This is a genomic window from Marivita hallyeonensis (genome assembly GCF_900129875.1).
Lineage (GTDB): Bacteria > Pseudomonadota > Alphaproteobacteria > Rhodobacterales > Rhodobacteraceae > Marivita > Marivita hallyeonensis.
The window spans coordinates 38,314-56,043 of record NZ_FQXC01000005.1 but is presented as its reverse complement, the minus strand read 5'-3'; the positions used below and the strand labels follow the sequence as shown (position 1 = coordinate 56,043).

At 60.5% G+C, this 17,730-nt stretch carries 16 protein-coding genes and 1 pseudogene; 14 read left to right on the top strand and 3 right to left on the bottom strand.

Going from position 1 to position 17,730, the window contains the following annotated elements; genetic code table 11:
• Positions 1 to 16 precede the first annotated feature (16 nt).
• From mdh to BUA42_RS16355, 14 genes and pseudogenes are all read left to right on the top strand, one after another.
• Complete coding sequence (gene mdh / locus BUA42_RS16420) at positions 17 to 979, top strand: malate dehydrogenase (protein ID WP_072779422.1); 963 nt, start codon at positions 17 to 19, stop codon at positions 977 to 979.
• Between the two features lie 270 nt (positions 980 to 1,249).
• Positions 1,250 to 2,086, top strand: a complete 837-nt coding sequence (locus tag BUA42_RS16415; RefSeq protein WP_072779421.1) for a hypothetical protein — start codon at positions 1,250 to 1,252, stop codon at positions 2,084 to 2,086.
• The gene (locus tag BUA42_RS16410; protein ID WP_084066273.1) at positions 2,086 to 2,814 is read left to right on the top strand and encodes an FkbM family methyltransferase; all 729 of its coding nucleotides are present in this window, start codon (positions 2,086 to 2,088) and stop codon (positions 2,812 to 2,814) included. The genes BUA42_RS16415 and BUA42_RS16410 overlap by 1 nt, the downstream gene beginning before the upstream one ends.
• Positions 2,815 to 3,064: 250 nt before the next feature.
• Positions 3,065 to 4,258 (top strand): ADP-forming succinate--CoA ligase subunit beta, encoded by a 1,194-nt coding sequence (sucC, locus tag BUA42_RS16405; protein WP_072779419.1) that lies wholly within the window; start codon positions 3,065 to 3,067, stop codon positions 4,256 to 4,258.
• Positions 4,259 to 5,026: 768 nt separating this feature from the next.
• Entirely contained in the window at positions 5,027 to 5,908 is an 882-nt protein-coding gene (gene sucD / locus BUA42_RS16400) for a succinate--CoA ligase subunit alpha (RefSeq protein ID WP_072779418.1), read from the top strand.
• Positions 5,909 to 5,970: 62 nt separating this feature from the next.
• Positions 5,971 to 6,711: a hypothetical protein gene (locus BUA42_RS16395; protein WP_178346922.1), complete on the top strand. Its 741-nt coding sequence runs from the start codon at positions 5,971 to 5,973 to the stop codon at positions 6,709 to 6,711.
• Between the two features lie 36 nt (positions 6,712 to 6,747).
• Positions 6,748 to 9,717 carry a 2-oxoglutarate dehydrogenase E1 component gene (locus BUA42_RS16390; protein ID WP_072779416.1) on the top strand — a complete coding sequence of 990 codons (2,970 nt, stop codon included), beginning with the start codon at positions 6,748 to 6,750 and terminating at the stop codon, positions 9,715 to 9,717.
• Positions 9,718 to 11,244 carry a 2-oxoglutarate dehydrogenase complex dihydrolipoyllysine-residue succinyltransferase gene (gene odhB, locus BUA42_RS16385; RefSeq protein WP_072779415.1) on the top strand — a complete coding sequence of 509 codons (1,527 nt, stop codon included), beginning with the start codon at positions 9,718 to 9,720 and terminating at the stop codon, positions 11,242 to 11,244.
• 178 nt (positions 11,245 to 11,422) lie between these two features.
• Positions 11,423 to 11,962, top strand: a complete 540-nt coding sequence (locus BUA42_RS16380) for a hypothetical protein (RefSeq protein ID WP_072779414.1) — start codon at positions 11,423 to 11,425, stop codon at positions 11,960 to 11,962.
• Positions 11,959 to 12,078, top strand: a pseudogene (locus BUA42_RS20985) (MAPEG family protein); the annotation flags it as partial. The gene BUA42_RS16380 and the pseudogene BUA42_RS20985, both read left to right, overlap by 4 nt.
• Positions 12,079 to 12,390: 312 nt before the next feature.
• Positions 12,391 to 12,807: a hypothetical protein gene (locus tag BUA42_RS16370; RefSeq protein WP_143152730.1), complete on the top strand. Its 417-nt coding sequence runs from the start codon at positions 12,391 to 12,393 to the stop codon at positions 12,805 to 12,807.
• A gap of 13 nt (positions 12,808 to 12,820) precedes the next feature.
• Entirely contained in the window at positions 12,821 to 13,210 is a 390-nt protein-coding gene (locus BUA42_RS16365; protein WP_072779411.1) for an MAPEG family protein, read from the top strand.
• 74 nt (positions 13,211 to 13,284) lie between these two features.
• Complete coding sequence (lpdA, locus tag BUA42_RS16360) at positions 13,285 to 14,673, top strand: dihydrolipoyl dehydrogenase (RefSeq protein ID WP_072779410.1); 1,389 nt, start codon at positions 13,285 to 13,287, stop codon at positions 14,671 to 14,673.
• A gap of 404 nt (positions 14,674 to 15,077) precedes the next feature.
• Complete coding sequence (locus tag BUA42_RS16355) at positions 15,078 to 15,449, top strand: VOC family protein (RefSeq protein WP_072779651.1); 372 nt, start codon at positions 15,078 to 15,080, stop codon at positions 15,447 to 15,449.
• Positions 15,450 to 15,521: 72 nt separating this feature from the next.
• Here the strand turns inward: BUA42_RS16355 and BUA42_RS16350 are convergent, their stop codons facing one another.
• From BUA42_RS16350 to BUA42_RS16340, 3 genes are read right to left on the bottom strand one after another with little or no spacing between them, the layout of a single operon-like run.
• The gene (locus tag BUA42_RS16350; RefSeq protein WP_072779409.1) at positions 15,522 to 16,127 is read right to left on the bottom strand and encodes a pyridoxamine 5'-phosphate oxidase family protein; all 606 of its coding nucleotides are present in this window, start codon (positions 16,125 to 16,127) and stop codon (positions 15,522 to 15,524) included.
• Positions 16,114 to 16,848 (bottom strand): lysophospholipid acyltransferase family protein, encoded by a 735-nt coding sequence (locus BUA42_RS16345; RefSeq protein ID WP_072779408.1) that lies wholly within the window; start codon positions 16,846 to 16,848, stop codon positions 16,114 to 16,116. Before BUA42_RS16345 ends, BUA42_RS16350 begins: the two co-directional genes overlap by 14 nt.
• A complete protein-coding gene (locus tag BUA42_RS16340) occupies positions 16,848 to 17,723 on the bottom strand; it encodes a cell division protein FtsX (RefSeq protein WP_072779650.1) in 876 nt (291 codons plus the stop codon). The genes BUA42_RS16345 and BUA42_RS16340 overlap by 1 nt, the downstream gene beginning before the upstream one ends.
• Positions 17,724 to 17,730: the final 7 nt, after the last annotated feature.

Here is a 17,730-nt window from a genome sequence, read left to right as displayed (position 1 = left end):
ACCGGAGATAAATTCCATGGCCAGACCAAAGATTGCCCTCATCGGCGCGGGACAGATCGGTGGCACCCTTGCCCACCTTGCCGCCATCAAAGAACTGGGCGACGTTGTTCTCTTTGACATCGCCGAAGGCACCCCCGAGGGCAAAGCGCTCGACATCGCCGAATCCGGCCCCTCCGAAGGCTTCGATGCCAAGCTCAAGGGCACACAGGACTACGCCGACATCGCAGGCGCCGACGTCTGCATCGTCACCGCCGGTGTCCCGCGCAAGCCCGGCATGAGCCGCGATGACCTGCTGGGCATCAACCTCAAGGTCATGAAATCCGTGGGCGAAGGCATCGCCGCCAACGCCCCCGACGCCTTTGTCATCTGCATCACAAACCCGCTCGACGCGATGGTCTGGGCGCTGCAGCAATTCTCCGGCCTGCCCGCCAACAAGGTCTGCGGCATGGCGGGCGTTCTGGACTCTGCGCGCTTCCGCCACTTCCTGTCGCTCGAATTCGACGTGTCGATGAAAGACGTCACCGCCTTCGTCCTCGGCGGCCACGGCGACACGATGGTGCCGCTCACGCGCTATTCCACCGTTGCCGGAATCCCGCTCCCCGATCTGGTGAAGATGGGCTGGACCACGCAGGAAAAGCTCGACGCCATCGTGCAGCGCACCCGCGACGGCGGCGCGGAAATCGTGGGCCTACTGAAGACCGGCTCCGCCTTCTACGCCCCCGCGACATCTGCCATCGAAATGGCCGAAGCCTATCTCAAGGACCAGAAACGCCTCCTGCCCTGCGCAGCCTGGTGTGACGGCGAATTCGGCCTCGACGGCTTCTACGTCGGCGTCCCGACCATCATCGGCGCCGGTGGCATCGAAAAGATCGTCGACATCAAGCTCTCGAAAGACGAACAAGCCATGTTCGACAACTCGGTCAACGCCGTCAAAGGCCTGGTCGAGGCGTGCAAAGGCATCGACGAAAGTCTCGCCTGACATCTACGTCAATAACGCGGCCTTCGGACACGCTCTGGGGGCCGCACCGGCGTGCAAAAGCGCTCAACTTCCTGTACACAAGACCATGAGAAAAGCACGTGCCCGCGTGCGTGCGCCTCTGTTCCGCAGATCCGTCGCGCGTAGCAAAGATGTGCCACTCATCAGAGCAGTTCTACCCGAACACATCGAAAAATTGACACGTGATCCCTGACGCTTACGGTGCCTGCCAAAAGACGGCAAAAGCCGAGCAGTAGAATTGGGGTTTCGTGCATGAGCGAACGTCCTGTCATTGCCTCTTTGTGGATTGGGGCACCTCTGACGTTTCTTGAGCAACTGTGCCTGCAATCTTTTGTCGATGCAGGTCACCGGACCAAGCTCTATGTCTATGACACGGTCGGCAACGTCCCCGACGGCGTTGAGATCGCGGACGCAAACGAAATCCTGCCAGCAACCGAATTCATCGTGAATGCCCAAAGCGGTAAGGCAGGTCCACACTCGGACAAGTTTCGCTATCATCTCCTGTCGAAAACCGATGAAATCTGGGTGGACACGGACGCGTACTGCACAAAACCTTTTCCGGAAGTCGACTACCTTTTCGGCAATCATTTCAACACAGTGATCGCCAATGGCGTGCTTCGTCTGCCGAAAGACTCGCCAACGCTTGCGGGCTTGCTCGAATTCACATCCCACCAATATCCCGATCTTCCCGAAGACTTCCCCTTCGTGCGCAAAACGGTCCGCGCCGAATATGAAGCCCGGCGCAAGGCGGGAAATCCAATGCATGTCAGCGAATTACCTTGGGAAATCTGGGGGCCGTTCGCGATCACGCATTTCGCCTGGCGTCATGATGAAGCCAAGCACACAACCGGGAAAGACGTTCTGTACCCGATCTCCGGTGGGGAAATCTCACGTGTATTGCAAATGCCGTGGCGCGCAAAAATCTCGATTCCGGAAGAAACACTGTCCGTACACTTCTACGGCTCAAAGATCAGAAACCTTTTGGCAAAGAGCGATGGCGTCCCGCATCCAAGATCTTTTCTTGGCCGCTTATGTGAGAAACACGGCATCAACCCTGCCAACGGTCCCATCACAAAGGAGGCTGCGTGATGTTAATTGGTGTCCGTCCCAAAATGGTCGTCAACCGGGTAAGAGACTTTTTGCTCTCACGTCTTGGCGACGATACCGTGCACTATGTTCAAGTCGGTGCCAATGATGGCCTGATGGATGATCCCGTCTACAAGATCGCGGAAGCGCGCAACTGGAGCGGCGTGCTTATCGAACCCAATCCCACGTATTTCTCCGAACTCTCCAAAAGGTACAAAGGCCGGAATAATTTCACGCTCGTCAATTGCGGCGTGTCGGACAAGACAGGCACCTTGAAACTCCACCATCTCTCCAAGACCGGAGAGACCAAGTATCCTGAATGGGCCAAGGGGTGTGCCACCCTGGACAAGACCCGTCTCGAGACTGTTTTGAGCGGAGTCGCCGCGCCCGAGGATGACGATATCGAAAGCACGGACATCAAGGTCCGGACGCTGTCCTCGATCCTCAAGGCCGAAAAGATCAAGACAACAGACCTTCTGGTCGTCGATGTGGAAGGCCACGAGATGGCCGTTCTGAAAGGCGCGACCCTCTCCAAGATCAAACCCAAGGCAATCCTGATCGAAAGCAATGGGAAGGACGAAAAAGAAGACGCGCAGATCCGCGCGCATCTCTCCAAGGCGGGGTACACCTTGCACCGGATGGGCGACGACATATTCGGCTATTCCGAAGACTTCCCGGCGATCACTCCAGAAGAGATGATGGAACTGATCGGACTGCAGAAGGTCAGCTAGGCTTCACCCGTAGACCGGCGGACGCTGGTCATTCCCGCCTGGTGCAGGCAACGTTCGAAGCCGAACGGCCAGCTTCAACGAATCAATCCCACCTGCAACACCCGGTTTGTGATCACACGATTTTCACGTGTGATCACATATGTCGGTTTTTCGCTCAAATGCCGACCCTGCGTCAAAAAAGCCTTTAATCTCTGTCGGTATACAATCGTATATCGGCCAAAATCGCAGCAAAAGACGGGACAGTTGACCGATGAACATCCACGAGTATCAGGCAAAAGCCCTGCTACGCAGCTACGGCGCTCCGGTGTCGGATGGCCGCGTGGTTCTCAAGGCTGAAGAGGCCAAGACCAAGGCAGGCGAGATGGACGGCCCGCTCTGGGTGGTGAAGGCGCAGATCCACGCGGGCGGCCGCGGCAAGGGCTCATTCAAGGAAGAAACCGCTGGCGAGGCCGGTGGGGTCCGTCTGGCGAAGTCGGTGGAGGAAGCCGCCGAAGAAGCCAAGAAAATGCTGGGCCGCACGCTGGTCACCAAACAGACCGGCCCTGCGGGTAAGCAGGTCAACCGCATCTACATCGAAGACGGCTCGGGCATCGAGACCGAGATGTACCTCGCGCTTCTCGTTGACCGCCAGACCAGCCGCGTGTCCTTCGTCGCCTCAACCGAAGGCGGCATGGATATTGAGGAAGTGGCCGAAAGCACGCCCGAGAAAATCCTCAGCTTCTCTGTCGATCCCGCCACTGGGTACCAGCCGTTCCACGGCCGCCGCATCGCGTTCAACCTCGGCCTCGAAGGCAAGCAGGTAAAGCAGTGCGTTCAACTGATGGGCACGCTCTACAAGCTCTTCACCGAAAAAGACATGGAGATGCTCGAAATCAACCCGCTCATCGTGACCGATGAGGGCGATCTGAAATGCCTCGACGCCAAGATGGGCTTCGACGGCAACGCAATCTATCGCCACCCGGAAATTGCCGAACTTCGCGACGAGACCGAAGAAGACCCGAAAGAGCTCGAAGCGTCCAAGTACGACCTCAACTACATCGCGCTGGACGGCGAGATCGGCTGCATGGTCAACGGCGCGGGTCTGGCGATGGCGACGATGGACATCATCAAGCTCTACGGGGCCGAGCCTGCCAACTTCCTCGACGTGGGCGGCGGCGCGACCAAGGAAAAGGTGACCGAGGCGTTCAAGATCATCACCTCTGACCCCAATGTCAAAGGCATCCTTGTCAACATCTTCGGCGGCATCATGCGCTGTGACGTCATCGCCGAGGGCGTCGTGGCCGCGGTGAAAGAAGTTGGTTTGCAAGTCCCGCTCGTTGTGCGCCTCGAAGGCACAAACGTGGAAGCCGGTAAGAAGATCATCAATGAGTCGGACGTGGACGTGATCGCAGCGGACGACCTGAAAGACGGTGCCGCGAAGATCGTGAAGGCGGTTAAGGGCTAAGTCTCTCCAATGCTTCGTTTGTCCATCATAGCCGCTGCGTGCATTGCGATATTGCCAGGGTGTGGAATACCACCCGTCGATACTTCGACAGTGAGCCGAATGCCTGCCAACGCACAGAGTTTTGCTGTGGCACAACGTGCTGCGCGTGCATGTTCCCATGCAAGCAGTCCGACCACAGTCAGCCAAGCAATGAGACGGGCTGGGTTTGCAGTGTCTCAAGAGCGTGTCACGGTTAGAGGTGGTCGCCAAGTAACTCGCTTCAGGATCACGTCTCCGGACGATGCAGTGCGTATCCTATATTTTCCGGGCAGCTGCTATGTCGGGCTTGAAGGCATGACCCCCGCTCAATCAAGTCAACTGGCTAGCATCTGGGTGGAAGCCCATCAGCTATTGTCGAACGCGGAGTTTGGAGATGGTTTGTCCAGCCACGTGTCTGGGGCTTGGAGGCGGTTCTTTACAGAGCCGCCACGCTTCCCAGACAAGGCACCTTATGCACACCGCATTTACGTTGCCGCCTACAAAACGTGGCCTTCCGGGCCCTACGACCCGCAGCGCAGCCTCGCCTACGATATTGGTGACTTCTTTCCCAAGACACCTGGCGCAGCAGTGCGATTGAACCACGCGATTGAATGCAAGCCGCAAGTCACTACCGGACCAAGAAGCGGAGTCTTCCTGCCCTGTTCGGGGCCAACTTACCGGCCTCGGTGAACAACACAACGGTGCGCCATTGCACCAACGCAAAATAGAATAGCTAAGGAGCCAACTAACATGGCCGTCCTCATCGACGAAAACACCAAAGTCATCTGCCAGGGCCTCACCGGGTCTCAGGGCACATTTCACACCGAACAGGCCATCGCCTACGGCACCAAGATGGTTGGCGGTGTGACCCCCGGCAAAGGCGGGCAGACGCATCTGGACCTGCCGGTCTTCAACTCGGTCCACGAGGCCAAGCACGAGACCGGTGCGAATGCCTCGGTCATCTACGTCCCGCCCCCCTTCGCGGCGGACTCGATCCTCGAAGCGATCGACGCCGAGATGGAAGTCATCGTCTGCATCACCGAAGGCATTCCGGTGCTCGACATGATGAAGGTCAAGCGCGCGCTGATGGACTCGTCCTCGCGCCTGATCGGCCCGAACTGCCCCGGTGTCATCACGCCGGATGCCTGCAAGATCGGCATCATGCCCGGCCACATCCACAAGCGCGGCACGGTCGGGGTTGTGTCCCGTTCGGGAACCCTTACCTACGAGGCTGTGAAACAGACGACAGACGTTGGCCTTGGCCAGTCCACCTGCGTGGGCATCGGCGGCGACCCGATCAAGGGGACCGAGCATATCGACGTGCTGGAATGGTTCCTTGCCGATGACGAGACCGAGAGCATCATCATGATCGGTGAGATCGGTGGTTCTGCGGAAGAAGAAGCCGCCGAATTCCTCGCCTCCGAGAAAAAGAAAGGCCGCTGGAAGCCGACCGCTGGCTTCATCGCGGGCCGCACCGCCCCTCCGGGTCGCCGCATGGGCCACGCGGGCGCGATTGTCGCCGGTGGCAAGGGCGGTGCCGAGGACAAGATCGAAGCGATGAAGTCCGCTGGCATCGTCGTCGCCGAAAGCCCCGCGTCGTTGGGCGAGGCCGTGCTTGAGGCGATCGGGTGAAACGGAGGTCCCGGGTTGCTCCTGGGACCAAATAAACGAGAGTTCCGGGAGATATGTTGGGAATGTCGATAGTCCGAGAAGGAGCTGCCAGGGCTGTCGCTGGTCTTTTGATGGTCGGCGCAAGCACCATTGCGACCGCGGTGCATTCCAAAACGGATGAAGCGCGCGCGCACATTGATGCAGTACTCGTGTGCGAGCGGTTCGAGGAAGGCATGGCTGGCATTCTGGAAGCCGCTGGCGATCTTGACTGGCGCTTGCTGACAAATGCGGACTACGCAGAGTGGGGTCACCTCATTCAAGAGATCATTTGGACGCGCTTGGTATCTCACGACCCCATGGCAAGACGTGATGCCAACATAGAAGCGATGGTCAACATGAAGCGGGCCATCTCGTCCGAGCATGAAGCAGCAAAGTCGTATATTGCGAATGCCGATCCCTCGGAATTGTTCGGCGATCCGACCCGGCGTTTGCTGGTGAACCCTGCGGCGCCCGATGCGGTTTTGGTGCTTATGAGTCCGGGCGCCTACGGTGCAGGAGCGGATTGCGTTGTCGTGTCAACCGACGTGCCACCTAAAAGCTTTCTCTCTCTGTTCTCTGACCTTCGTGAGTTTCCTGCGGCGAACGCGATGATGACTGCGGCGCAATTCAGCGCACGTGTGGTGCAGCCGACAGAAACCGAAGCAGGCACGTTCACAATTGTACGCGAAATTGATCCAGAACGCCTTGCCGCGTTCACGGATTACAAGATGCACCTCCGACATTCGTTCGAAGTGAAAATGTACGAAAAAAGACCTGCCGAGTAAGAATTCAAAAGATCACGCCTTTAGGGAGCGTCCCCAATGACCGATCAAAGCCCCAACGATCAATTCCACGCCTCCAGCTTCATGCAGGGGCACAACGCGGCATATCTGGAACAGATGTACGCGCGCTACGCGAGCGACCCCAACGCGGTCGACGAGGCGTGGCAGGCGTTCTTCCGGCAGCTGGGCGACGACGAGATCAGCGTCAAGAAAGAGGCCACCGGTCCAAGCTGGGCGCGCGCCGACTGGCCGCCGCAGCCGAACGATGATCTGACCGCCGCGCTTGACGGTCAGTGGCCCGCGCCGCCCGCAGAGGCCAAGGCCGCAGGCGACAAGATCAAGGCCAAGGCGCAGGAAAAGGGCGTCGAGGTTACCGACGACCAGGTGCAGCGCGCCGTGCTGGATTCCATCCGCGCGCTGATGCTGATCCGCGCCTACCGGATCCGGGGGCACCTTGCCGCCGATCTCGATCCGCTGGGCATGCGTGAACAGACCCCGCACCCCGAGCTTGATCCGAAATCCTACGGCTTCACCGAGGCCGACATGGACCGCCCGATCTTCATCGACAACGTCCTCGGCCTCCAGATCGCATCACTTCGGGAAATCGTCGATATCGTGAAGCGCACCTATTGTGGCACGTTTGCGCTGCAATACATGCACATCTCCGACCCGGAACAGGCTGCGTGGCTTAAAGAGCGGATCGAGGGCTTCGGCAAGGAAGTCGCCTTCACCCGCGAGGGCCGGAAAGCGATCCTCAACAAGATGGTCGAGGCCGAGGGCTTCGAGAAATTCCTGCACGTCAAGTACATGGGCACCAAGCGGTTTGGTCTCGACGGCGGCGAAAGCCTGATCCCCGCGATGGAACAGATCATCAAGCGGGGCGGCTCACTTGGCCTGAAAGAGATCGTGATCGGCATGCCCCACCGGGGCCGCCTGTCGGTTCTGGCCAACGTGATGGGCAAACCCTATCGCGCGATCTTCAACGAGTTTCAGGGCGGCAGCTTCAAGCCCGACGAGGTCGATGGCTCGGGCGACGTGAAATATCATCTCGGCGCGTCTTCGGACCGCGAATTCGACGGCAATTCCGTGCACCTTTCCTTGACCGCCAACCCATCGCACCTCGAAGCGGTGAACCCGGTGGTTCTGGGCAAGGTGCGCGCCAAGCAGGATCAGATCGGCGACACCGAACGCACGCAGGTTCTGCCGATCCTTCTGCATGGCGATGCGGCTTTTGCCGGTCAGGGCGTCGTGGCCGAATGCTTCGCGCTGTCCGGCCTGCGCGGCCACAAGACGGGTGGCACCATCCATATCGTGGTGAACAACCAGATCGGCTTTACCACCGCGCCGCACTTCTCGCGCTCGTCCCCTTACCCGACGGACAACGCACTCGTGGTCGAAGCGCCGATCTTCCACGTGAACGGGGATGACCCGGAAGCGGTTGTGCACGCGGCCAAGGTCGCGACCGAGTTCCGCCAGAAGTTCCAGAAAGACGTGGTGATCGACATCTTCTGCTACCGCCGCTTCGGACACAACGAAGGCGATGAGCCGATGTTCACCAACCCTCTGATGTACAAGAAGATCAAGGGTCATAAGACAACGCTCAGCCTTTACACCGAACGACTGGTCAAGGACGGCCTTATCCCCGAGGGCGAAATCGAGGATATGAAGGCGGCCTTCCAGGCGCATCTGAACGAAGAGTTCGAGGCGGGCAAAAGCTACAAACCGAACAAGGCCGACTGGCTTGATGGCCGTTGGAGCCATCTGGATCGTCAGAAACAGGGCAAGTACCAACGCGGCAAGACCTCGATCACACCGGAAACGCTGGAACAGGTGGGCGATGCGCTGACCCGCCTTCCCGATGGTTTCCCGCTGCACAAGACGGTGGGGCGTCTGTTGGAAAGCCGGAAAGGCATGCTCGAAAGCGGCGAAGGCTTCGATTGGGCCACCGCCGAGGCACTGGCATTTGGGTCATTATTGACCGAAGGCTACCCGGTGCGCCTTGCAGGTCAGGACAGCACCCGCGGCACGTTCAGCCAGCGGCACTCCGGCATCGTGAACCAGGATACGGAAGAACGGTACTACCCGCTCAACCACATCCGCGAAGGTCAGGCACGCTACGAGGTGATCGATTCCGCGCTCAGCGAATATGCGGTGCTGGGTTTCGAGTACGGCTATTCGCTGGCCGAACCGAACGCGCTGACGCTTTGGGAAGCGCAGTTCGGCGATTTCGCCAACGGCGCGCAGATCATGTTCGACCAGTTCGTCAGCTCGGGCGAGTCGAAATGGCTGCGCATGTCGGGCCTCGTTTGCCTGCTGCCGCATGGTTTCGAAGGTCAGGGACCGGAGCACTCCTCCGCGCGCCTCGAACGGTTCCTGCAGATGTGCGGTCAGGACAACTGGATCGTCGCCAACTGCACGACCCCGGCAAACTACTTCCACATCCTGCGCCGCCAGTTGCACCGGTCCTTCCGCAAGCCGCTGATCATGATGACGCCGAAGTCGCTTCTGCGGCACAAGCTGGCGGTCTCGAAGGCCGAGGAGTTCACCACCGGGTCCAGCTTCCACCGCGTGCTGTGGGACGATGCGCAGCACGGCAACTCGGACACCGAACTGGTGGCGGATGACAAGATCAAACGCGTCGTGATGTGCTCGGGCAAGGTCTACTACGACCTGCTCGAAGAGCGCGACGCGCGAGGCATCGACGACATCTACCTGCTGCGGTTCGAACAGTTTTATCCGTTCCCGGCGATCTCTGCCGTGAAAGAGCTCGAGCGCTTCCCCAACGCCGAAATGATCTGGTGCCAGGAAGAGCCCAAGAACCAGGGCGGCTGGACCTTCATGGAGCCGAACCTCGAATGGGTGCTGAGCCGCATCAACGCCAAGCATGACCGCCCGCGCTACGTGGGCCGCGCCACATCGGCCTCACCTGCGACAGGTCTGGCCAGCCAACACAAAGCACAGCAAGCCGCGCTCGTGAACGAAGCGCTGACGATCGAAGGGAACACATAAATGACCACCGAAGTGCGAGTCCCCACCCTGGGCGAATCCGTGACCGAAGCCACGGTTGCGACCTGGTTCAAGAAGCCGGGCGACAGCGTCGCCGTGGACGAGATGCTGTGCGAGCTGGAAACCGACAAGGTGACGGTCGAAGTGCCGTCGCCCGCTGCCGGCACGCTGGCCGAGATCGTCGCGGGCGAAGGGGAAACCGTCGGCGTCGATGCCCTGCTTGCCACACTGTCCGAAGGCGGTGAGGCCACAGCGGCCCCGGCCAAAGCGGAAGCGCCCAAAGCCGAAGCCAGCGCAGCCCCTGCCGCAAGCGGCGGCGGTGAGAGCGTCGACGTCATGGTCCCGACCTTGGGCGAATCCGTGACCGAGGCCACCGTCTCGACCTGGTTCAAGAAGGTCGGCGACACCGTCGCGCAGGACGAGATGCTCTGCGAGTTGGAAACCGACAAGGTCTCCGTCGAGGTCCCGGCGCCCACCGCCGGTGTCCTGTCGGAGATCCTCGCTGACGAAGGCAGCACCGTGGAAGCGGGCGGCAAGCTTGGCGTGATCGGGGGAAGCGCAGGCGCAGCGGCCGCTGCCCCGGCACAGGAAACCGCGCCCGCGCCCGCCGCACAACCGGCCTCGACCGGTGGCAAGGATGTGGAACACGCACCCTCCGCCCAGAAGGCCATGGCCGAAGCGGGCCTCTCCCCCGACCAGGTACAGGGCTCGGGCCGTGACGGTCGGATCATGAAGGAAGACGTCGCCAAGGCCGTCGCCGCCGCCTCCAGTGCCCCGGCCCCGGCAGCCGCACCCGCCGCGCCGCGCGGTCCGGTCAGCGCCGACGACGCCGCGCGCGAGGAACGGGTCAAGATGACCCGCCTGCGCCAGACCATCGCCCGCCGCCTCAAGGACGCGCAGAACACAGCCGCGATCCTGACCACCTATAACGAGGTGGACATGACCGAGGTGATGGCGCTGCGCAGCCAGTACAAGGACCAGTTCGAGAAAAAGCACGGCGTGCGCCTTGGCTTCATGTCTTTCTTCACGAAGGCCTGCTGCCACGCGCTGAAGGAAGTGCCAGAAGTGAACGCCGAGATCGACGGCACCGACATCGTCTACAAGAACTTCGTCCACATGGGCGTCGCTGCGGGCACCCCGCAGGGTCTTGTGGTGCCGGTGATCCGCGATGCGGACTCGATGTCCTTCGCCGAGATCGAGAAAGCCATCGCCGAAAAAGGCCGCCGCGCCCGCGACGGCAAGCTGTCGATGGCCGAAATGCAGGGCGGCACCTTCACCATCTCGAACGGCGGCGTTTACGGCTCGCTGATGTCCTCGCCGATCCTGAACCCGCCGCAATCTGGCATCCTTGGCATGCACAAGATCCAGGACCGCCCGATGGTCATCGACGGAGAGATCAAGATCCGCCCGATGATGTACCTCGCCCTCAGCTACGATCACCGCATCGTCGACGGCAAAGGTGCTGTGACCTTCCTCGTCCGCGTCAAAGAGGCGCTCGAAGACCCGCGCCGGTTGCTGATGGATTTGTAATTTCAGTAGCGGTCTGTGAATAATGCTTGCAACTATCGCGCCCCGTTGGCCCCGAGCCTTCACTACAATTGGCTTCGGAGCAGCAGCTTGCGCGATAGTTTTTTTGTCAACGGTAGTAGCGGTTCTTCCAGACTTGAGAACAGAGGTAAGCGAGTTGAGTTTGAGAGCGGAAAGCATCTTGCTGGAAGCTGACAACCAAGGCTTGGCAACCGAAGACCTACGAAACGAACTAGAGGAAGTGATTGCGAGAATTGAAGCGCCAGTAACCTTTCTGATTGGCAAAGCTGGCGACTGGTACTTACGACTAAACAATGCCGAGGCTTTTTTGGTTGGCCTCGTATCACTCTTTGTAATTTACTCAGTTGGCGAGCTCACGATCGCTCTTGGACGAGCATCGCCAATCAGTTTTTTGCGAGATCACAGTCTTATGCTCATTGGCGAAGCTGCGAAATTTGAAAATGCAATCATAGTCCGAGAATATGAAAATTTTGCTTCATCACTAGTTGTTCTACAAGGTCTTACTTCGCTGATCACCCTTTACGTAGGAACGGCAGTTTTTCATCTTGTCGAGACGTGGGACTATTTCCGCTTCGGCAGAGTATTAGCCATCGCGGCATTGTGTCAGCTTCTCGTTGTTTTGGTCCAAATGGCGAACCAACGATACTTTCGTCAAATCTTGGAACCTTTACAAAAGACGAGCCAGGAAAACGAAACATGACCCCCGAACTCACCGCCCTCACCCTCGCCGCCTTGCTGCAAGTGCTGCAATTCGTGGCCTACTCGATCAGCGCCAATCTGCAGGTCGGGCCAAAAACGGCGATGTCCTCACGCGACACGCTTTTCATTCCGGCAGGCCAGATGCACGGGTTCGAGGCGGATGAAACGATGAAGATGCTCTTCACCTTCCCTGTCGCGCGCTTCGCCGATGTCGACTACGCCTTCGACGAGGCCGCGTGACCCGGTCTGCCGCCATATCCCGGCCCATGCGCCGCTGCACGTCCGCTGCGCCAGCGGGCAGGCATGCCATGGTCCGTGGACGTGGCGCGCAGCTATGCGGGCTGATGCCCCTTTCCCGAAGAGATGAAACCAAAGACACCGATCGCGTGTTGGACACCAAAGCCGGTAATCAACGCAGCGGATGTCCTCATGCCCCTCATTCTTTGGTTCATCGTCGCTTTCGCGGCCCTCAACGCCGTCTGGCACCTGTTCGCCCTCAGCGGTGTCATGCTGATGGCCCCGTCCGAGACTGTCGGCACGATCTCGGAGACCGGCGCGTTCGGTGTGAAACTGCGCTCCGCCATCGCGGCGGTGCTGTATGCCGGGCTGGCCTACTGGGCCTACAAACGGTCCCGGCTGGCCATTGTGGCCTGTCTGCTGATCATTCCCGTCAAGCTTATCGGCTGGTTCATGGCCGGCCAGATGTCGGACGCCCTGCCCGCGATGCCCGCAGCGATGCTGGGCATCTGGGTGATGTACCGCGTTCTGGCGCTGGCCGTGTTGCTGGCCGCGGCCGGGTACTTGTGGCGACTACTCGACAAGGGTCGTCTGAACGGACGCGCCTGATCCGGGGGGGCTTATGACCCCCGAACTGACCGCCCTGACCCTGGCCGCGTTGTTGCAGATGCTGCAATTCGTGGCCTATTCCATCACCGCCCAGCGCCAGGTCGGCCGCAAATACGCCGCCTCACCGCGCGACGAACCGGTGCAGATCACCGGCATCGCGGGTCGCTTGCAGCGCGCGCTCAACAATCATTTCGAAGGCCTGATCCTGTTCGGCATTGCCGTGATGGTGATCACCTATTCCGGACAAAACTCCGAGATGACGGCGCTGGCCAGTGCCCTCTACCTGATCGCCCGCATCCTCTACGTGCCCGCCTATGCATTTGGCTGGGCGCCATGGCGGTCGCTGATCTGGTTCATCGGGTTTCTTGCCACGCTCTACATCCTGATCGCCGCACTTATGTAACTTCATCTTGCCCCAAAACTCCGGGGGTTTGGGGGCTGGCCCCCAACCGACAGACCAAAAAAGGACACCGCAAAATGGCACAATACGACGTCATCGTTATCGGCTCCGGCCCCGGCGGCTACGTGGCCGCGATCCGCTGCGCGCAGCTGGGACTGAAAACCGCCTGCGTCGAGGGCCGCGAAACGCTGGGCGGAACCTGCCTCAACATTGGCTGCATTCCGTCGAAAGCGCTTTTGCACGCGAGCCACCAATTGCACGAGGCCGAGCACAACTTCGCGAAGATGGGCCTGAAGGGCAAATCGCCTTCGGTCGACTGGAAACAGATGCTCGCCTACAAGGACGACGTGATCAGCCAGAACACCAAGGGCATCGAATTCCTGTTCAAGAAGAACAAGATCGATTGGCTCAAGGGCTGGGGGTCGATCCCGGAGACCGGCAAGGTCAAGGTCGGGGACGAGGTGCACGATGCGAAGAGCATCATCGTCGCGACCGGGTCCGAGGCGTCGAGCCTGCCGGGGATCGAGATCGACGAGAAGGTGGTCGTGACCTCGACCGGCGCGCTGGAGTTGCCGAAGATCCCGAAGAAAATGGTCGTCATCGGTGCAGGTGTGATCGGGCTTGAACTGGGTTCGGTGTACAGCCGCCTCGGGACCGAGGTCGAGGTGATCGAATTCCTCGACACGATCACCCCGGGCATGGACGGTGAGGTGCAAAAAGCCTTCCAGAAGCTGCTGCAGAAACAGGGGCTGAGCTTCACGCTGGGGGCTGCGGTGCAAAGCGTCGATGCCTCCAAGACGAAAGCCAAGGTCACCTACAAGCTGCGCAAGGATGACAGCGAACATACGATGGACGCCGATGTGGTGCTCGTCGCCACCGGACGCCGCCCCTATACCGACGGCCTTGGCCTCGACGGGTTGGGGATCGAGATGTCAGAGCGCGGCCAGATCAAGACCGACGATCAGTGGCGGACGAATGTCAAAGGCATCTACGCCATCGGCGACTGTATTGACGGACCGATGCTGGCGCACAAGGCCGAGGACGAAGGCATGGCCTGCGCCGAGGTGATCGCAGGCAAGCATGGTCACGTGAATTACGGCGTAATCCCGGGTGTGATCTATACCCATCCCGAGGTCGCCAATGTGGGCATGACCGAGGAACAGCTCAAGGAAGCGGGCCGTGCCTACAAAGCGGGCAAGTTCAGCTTCATGGGCAATGGCCGCGCGAAGGCGAATTTCGCGGCGGACGGGTTCGTGAAGATCCTTGCCGACAAGGAAACCGACCGCATCCTCGGCGCGCATATCATCGGGCCGATGGCGGGGGATTTGATCCACGAGATCTGTGTCGCAATGGAATTCGGCGCGTCGGCGGAGGATCTGGCACTTACATGCCACGCGCATCCGACCTATTCGGAAGCTGTACGCGAGGCCGCGCTGGCCTGTGGCGACGGTCCGATCCATATGTGATCGAGCACACCAAGCGGGAAGCCTGTTCGAACAGGCTTCCTTACGCAGCTTCGACGCTGCGTGAAACGGCTCTTCGAAGAGCCGTTTTGTCTTTGAGAAGAAGCGGCGCCGCCCCGTAGGCCTGACGGTTCTCTCATCGTCCCCGATTCAACGGGCGACCTGTACTTGGGGGATACCCAAGCCTGTTCGGAAACCGGTCTCTCATGGTCAGCCTTCCGGCATGTGAGAGAATGCGTGTCGCAAAACACGCGGGTCAGAAAAGTCGCGGCATGGGAGTGACCCTTCCCGCTCGATGCGCATCGTGCGCGTACCCTGTCGCCGGTGTGGTTAATGACAGAGAAATGAACCGGACGGTCACCCGCTGTGGTAGCATGGTCGCGAGCATTTTTCGCAAAGGACACCACATGCATTTGGGCGCGTTTTCCATCAGCCTCGCCGTAAAAGACATCGGCGCATCAAAAACCTTCTACGAAGCGCTCGGGTTTTCAGAGTTTGGCGGGCATGCGGATCAGGGATGGCTGATCCTGAAGAGCGGTGACACGCTGATCGGTTTGTTCCAGGGCATGTTCGAGAAGAACATGCTGACCTTCAATCCAGGTTGGGATCAGAACGCTCAGAACACCGACGGGTTCTTGGACGTCCGTGAGATACAGGCAAAGCTTGAGGCGGCGGGCATCGCGTTGACCGAACGCACCGATCCCGACGGCAGCGGCCCGGCGCATATCACGGTGATCGATCCGGACGGCAATCCGATCCTGATCGACCAACATCGCTAAGGCGGGATTATAGATGTCGAAAGACCTTTCGAAAGGTCTTTGGCAGAGCCTTCAAAGGCTCTGACCCGCGCGCTACCAGAGTCTCGGGATGGCCCGTTCTTCGTAGCCCCGATCGTAGTCGGGTCCTCCGACCCCACCGTCAGTCATGTCCGCCAGAATATCGCCGACCGTTGGCAGATCTGCGGGAACAGGCGCGTTGTCCCACAGGCCCGACCGCATGAGCGCCTTGGCGCATTGCGTGTAGGCCTCGCTTACCTCGGTCACGATGACGGTGGCGGGGCGCTGTCCTTTCTTCTCGAACGACGCGCGGAGATCGGCGTCATCCGTGAGATACGCGCGGCCGTTCACGCGGACTGTGGTCTTGCAGTTCGGGATCAGGAACAGAAACGCGACGCGCGGGTCTTCGACGATATCGCGCAGCGCGTCGAGCCGGTTGTTGCCGCGCCAGTCGGGCAGAAGAATGGTCGAGGGATCGGTCACACGGATCACCGGGTCGACATCACCGCGCGGCGTGGCGTGGGTGCCCTGTGCGCCGACAGTGGACAGGACGCAGAACCGCGAGGCCTCGATCCAGCGGCGGTACATTGGCGTGAGGTGGTCCGCGACCTTGCTCAGCGCTGCGGGCACCGGTGGTCCGTAGAGGGTTTCCAGATCGGCGATCGTTTCAATGCGGCGCATGGAATCCGGCCTCTTCGTTGAGCTTGTTCGACGCGGTTTCGATCCGCTCTTCCAGCAGTGTCAGGAATTCATCGCGCGGCAGGCCCGGCTGGATCGGTTCCAGGAACTCGACAACTGCGGTGCCTGGTTTGCGGTAGATGCCGCGCTTGGGCCAAAACAGCCCGACATTCGCCGCCACGGGCACACAGGGTTGGCCCAGCTGCTCGTAAAGGACGGCCGTGCCGACTTTGTACGGGGCCTTCACGCCGGGCGCGATGCGCGTGCCTTGCGGGTAGATGATGAGCTGGCCGGGGATCGCCGTGCCCTTGGAAACCGCGTCTACCATCTTCTTGATCGCGGCGCCGCGTTTGCCGCGGTCGACCGGAATACAGCCGATGCGTAGGCCGTACTGCCCGACGATGGGCGCGTACATCAGAATGCGCTTCATGATGAACTTGCCCGCCGGCAAAGCCGAAAAGACAAGGAAGACGTCCAGAAAGCTCTGGTGTTTCGACGCGACCAGGCATTCGTAATCGGGTGGCGTGCCCCGGATCTCGGTCTTCAGGCCAACCAGCCACGGGCCCAGCCAGCGCACGATGCGGCAGACCGTCATGCACGCCGTGCGCGCGCCGCGACGGGAGAACACGGCCCACGGGAACAGAACGATGCCGACCACCGCGATCGAGACATAGATCAAGACAACGAAGATCAGGGAACGGACCCACTGGATTGCATATGCCATCAGGCCAACTCCTCAAGCACACGGCCCGCCGCGAACCGGGTCGCGATCAGGGCCACCAAACCGGTCAGTGGCGGAATGAGCACGACCCAGACCCAGCCGACGCCCTGAATGGTCAGGCCCGTCAGGAACCCTGCCGCGTCGCTGCTGCTGGGTATGACGAAGAGCGCGATGATGCCGGTCAACGTTCCGAAGGCGCCGCCCGTCAGGGCGCGCAGGGCGAAACGACGGACAAAGGCACTGGCGATATAGGTGTCCTTGGCGCCGACGAGGCGCAACACGGCGATCACCTGCGCATTGGCCGCAAGGGCCGCGTTGGCGGCGAGCGTGACCATTGCCGCCGTGGCCGCCGTGATAAGCAGGATCGACGCCCAGCCCAAGACGCGCAGCCGTGTGGCTGCTTCGATCAGCGGTTGCCGCCAGCGGGCGTGATCGTCCAGAACCGCGCCGGGCGCTTCGGCCGCGAGACGCAGGCGCAGCCCGGCGGCATCGAACCCATCCTCGGTTTCCGAGATGTCGATCAGCTGCGGCAGCGGCAGGTCGTCGATGGGCAGGTCATCCCCGAACCAGGGGGCCAGAAGCGCGCGCTGTTCTTCAAGCGTGAGTGCGCGGGCATCGATGATGCCGGGTGTCGTGCGCAGAACGCGCAGCGCGGCGTCCGTCTGGGCCGCGACCTCACCCGCAGGGGCCGATATGCGCAGGGTCGAGGATTGGGCGAGTTCTTCACCCCATCGCTCTGCAACCCGGCCCGCGGCCATCGACAAAGCCAGCGCAAATACGGCGAGAAACGCCATGGCAAAGGCGCTGAACAGGGTCAGACGCGCAGTGAAGCCAGTCGGCGGGACGACGCGATCGGCTTTTTCATCGAAGCGAAGCATCTGGGCG

Coding starts and splice junctions, on each gene's coding strand:
- mdh (WP_072779422.1), top strand. CDS start 17: ATGGCCAGACCAAAGATTGCCCTCATCGGCGCGGGACAGATCGGTGGC.
- lpdA (WP_072779410.1), top strand. CDS start 13,285: ATGGCACAATACGACGTCATCGTTATCGGCTCCGGCCCCGGCGGCTAC.
- BUA42_RS16415 (WP_072779421.1), top strand. CDS start 1,250: ATGAGCGAACGTCCTGTCATTGCCTCTTTGTGGATTGGGGCACCTCTG.
- sucC (WP_072779419.1), top strand. CDS start 3,065: ATGAACATCCACGAGTATCAGGCAAAAGCCCTGCTACGCAGCTACGGC.
- BUA42_RS16345 (WP_072779408.1), bottom strand. CDS start 16,848: ATGGCATATGCAATCCAGTGGGTCCGTTCCCTGATCTTCGTTGTCTTG.
- sucD (WP_072779418.1), top strand. CDS start 5,027: ATGGCCGTCCTCATCGACGAAAACACCAAAGTCATCTGCCAGGGCCTC.
- BUA42_RS16365 (WP_072779411.1), top strand. CDS start 12,821: ATGACCCCCGAACTGACCGCCCTGACCCTGGCCGCGTTGTTGCAGATG.
- BUA42_RS16390 (WP_072779416.1), top strand. CDS start 6,748: ATGACCGATCAAAGCCCCAACGATCAATTCCACGCCTCCAGCTTCATG.
- BUA42_RS16350 (WP_072779409.1), bottom strand. CDS start 16,127: ATGCGCCGCATTGAAACGATCGCCGATCTGGAAACCCTCTACGGACCA.
- BUA42_RS16395 (WP_178346922.1), top strand. CDS start 5,971: ATGTCGATAGTCCGAGAAGGAGCTGCCAGGGCTGTCGCTGGTCTTTTG.
- BUA42_RS16370 (WP_143152730.1), top strand. CDS start 12,391: ATGCCCCTCATTCTTTGGTTCATCGTCGCTTTCGCGGCCCTCAACGCC.
- BUA42_RS16410 (WP_084066273.1), top strand. CDS start 2,086: ATGTTAATTGGTGTCCGTCCCAAAATGGTCGTCAACCGGGTAAGAGAC.
- BUA42_RS16355 (WP_072779651.1), top strand. CDS start 15,078: ATGCATTTGGGCGCGTTTTCCATCAGCCTCGCCGTAAAAGACATCGGC.
- odhB (WP_072779415.1), top strand. CDS start 9,718: ATGACCACCGAAGTGCGAGTCCCCACCCTGGGCGAATCCGTGACCGAA.
- BUA42_RS16340 (WP_072779650.1), bottom strand. CDS start 17,723: ATGCTTCGCTTCGATGAAAAAGCCGATCGCGTCGTCCCGCCGACTGGC.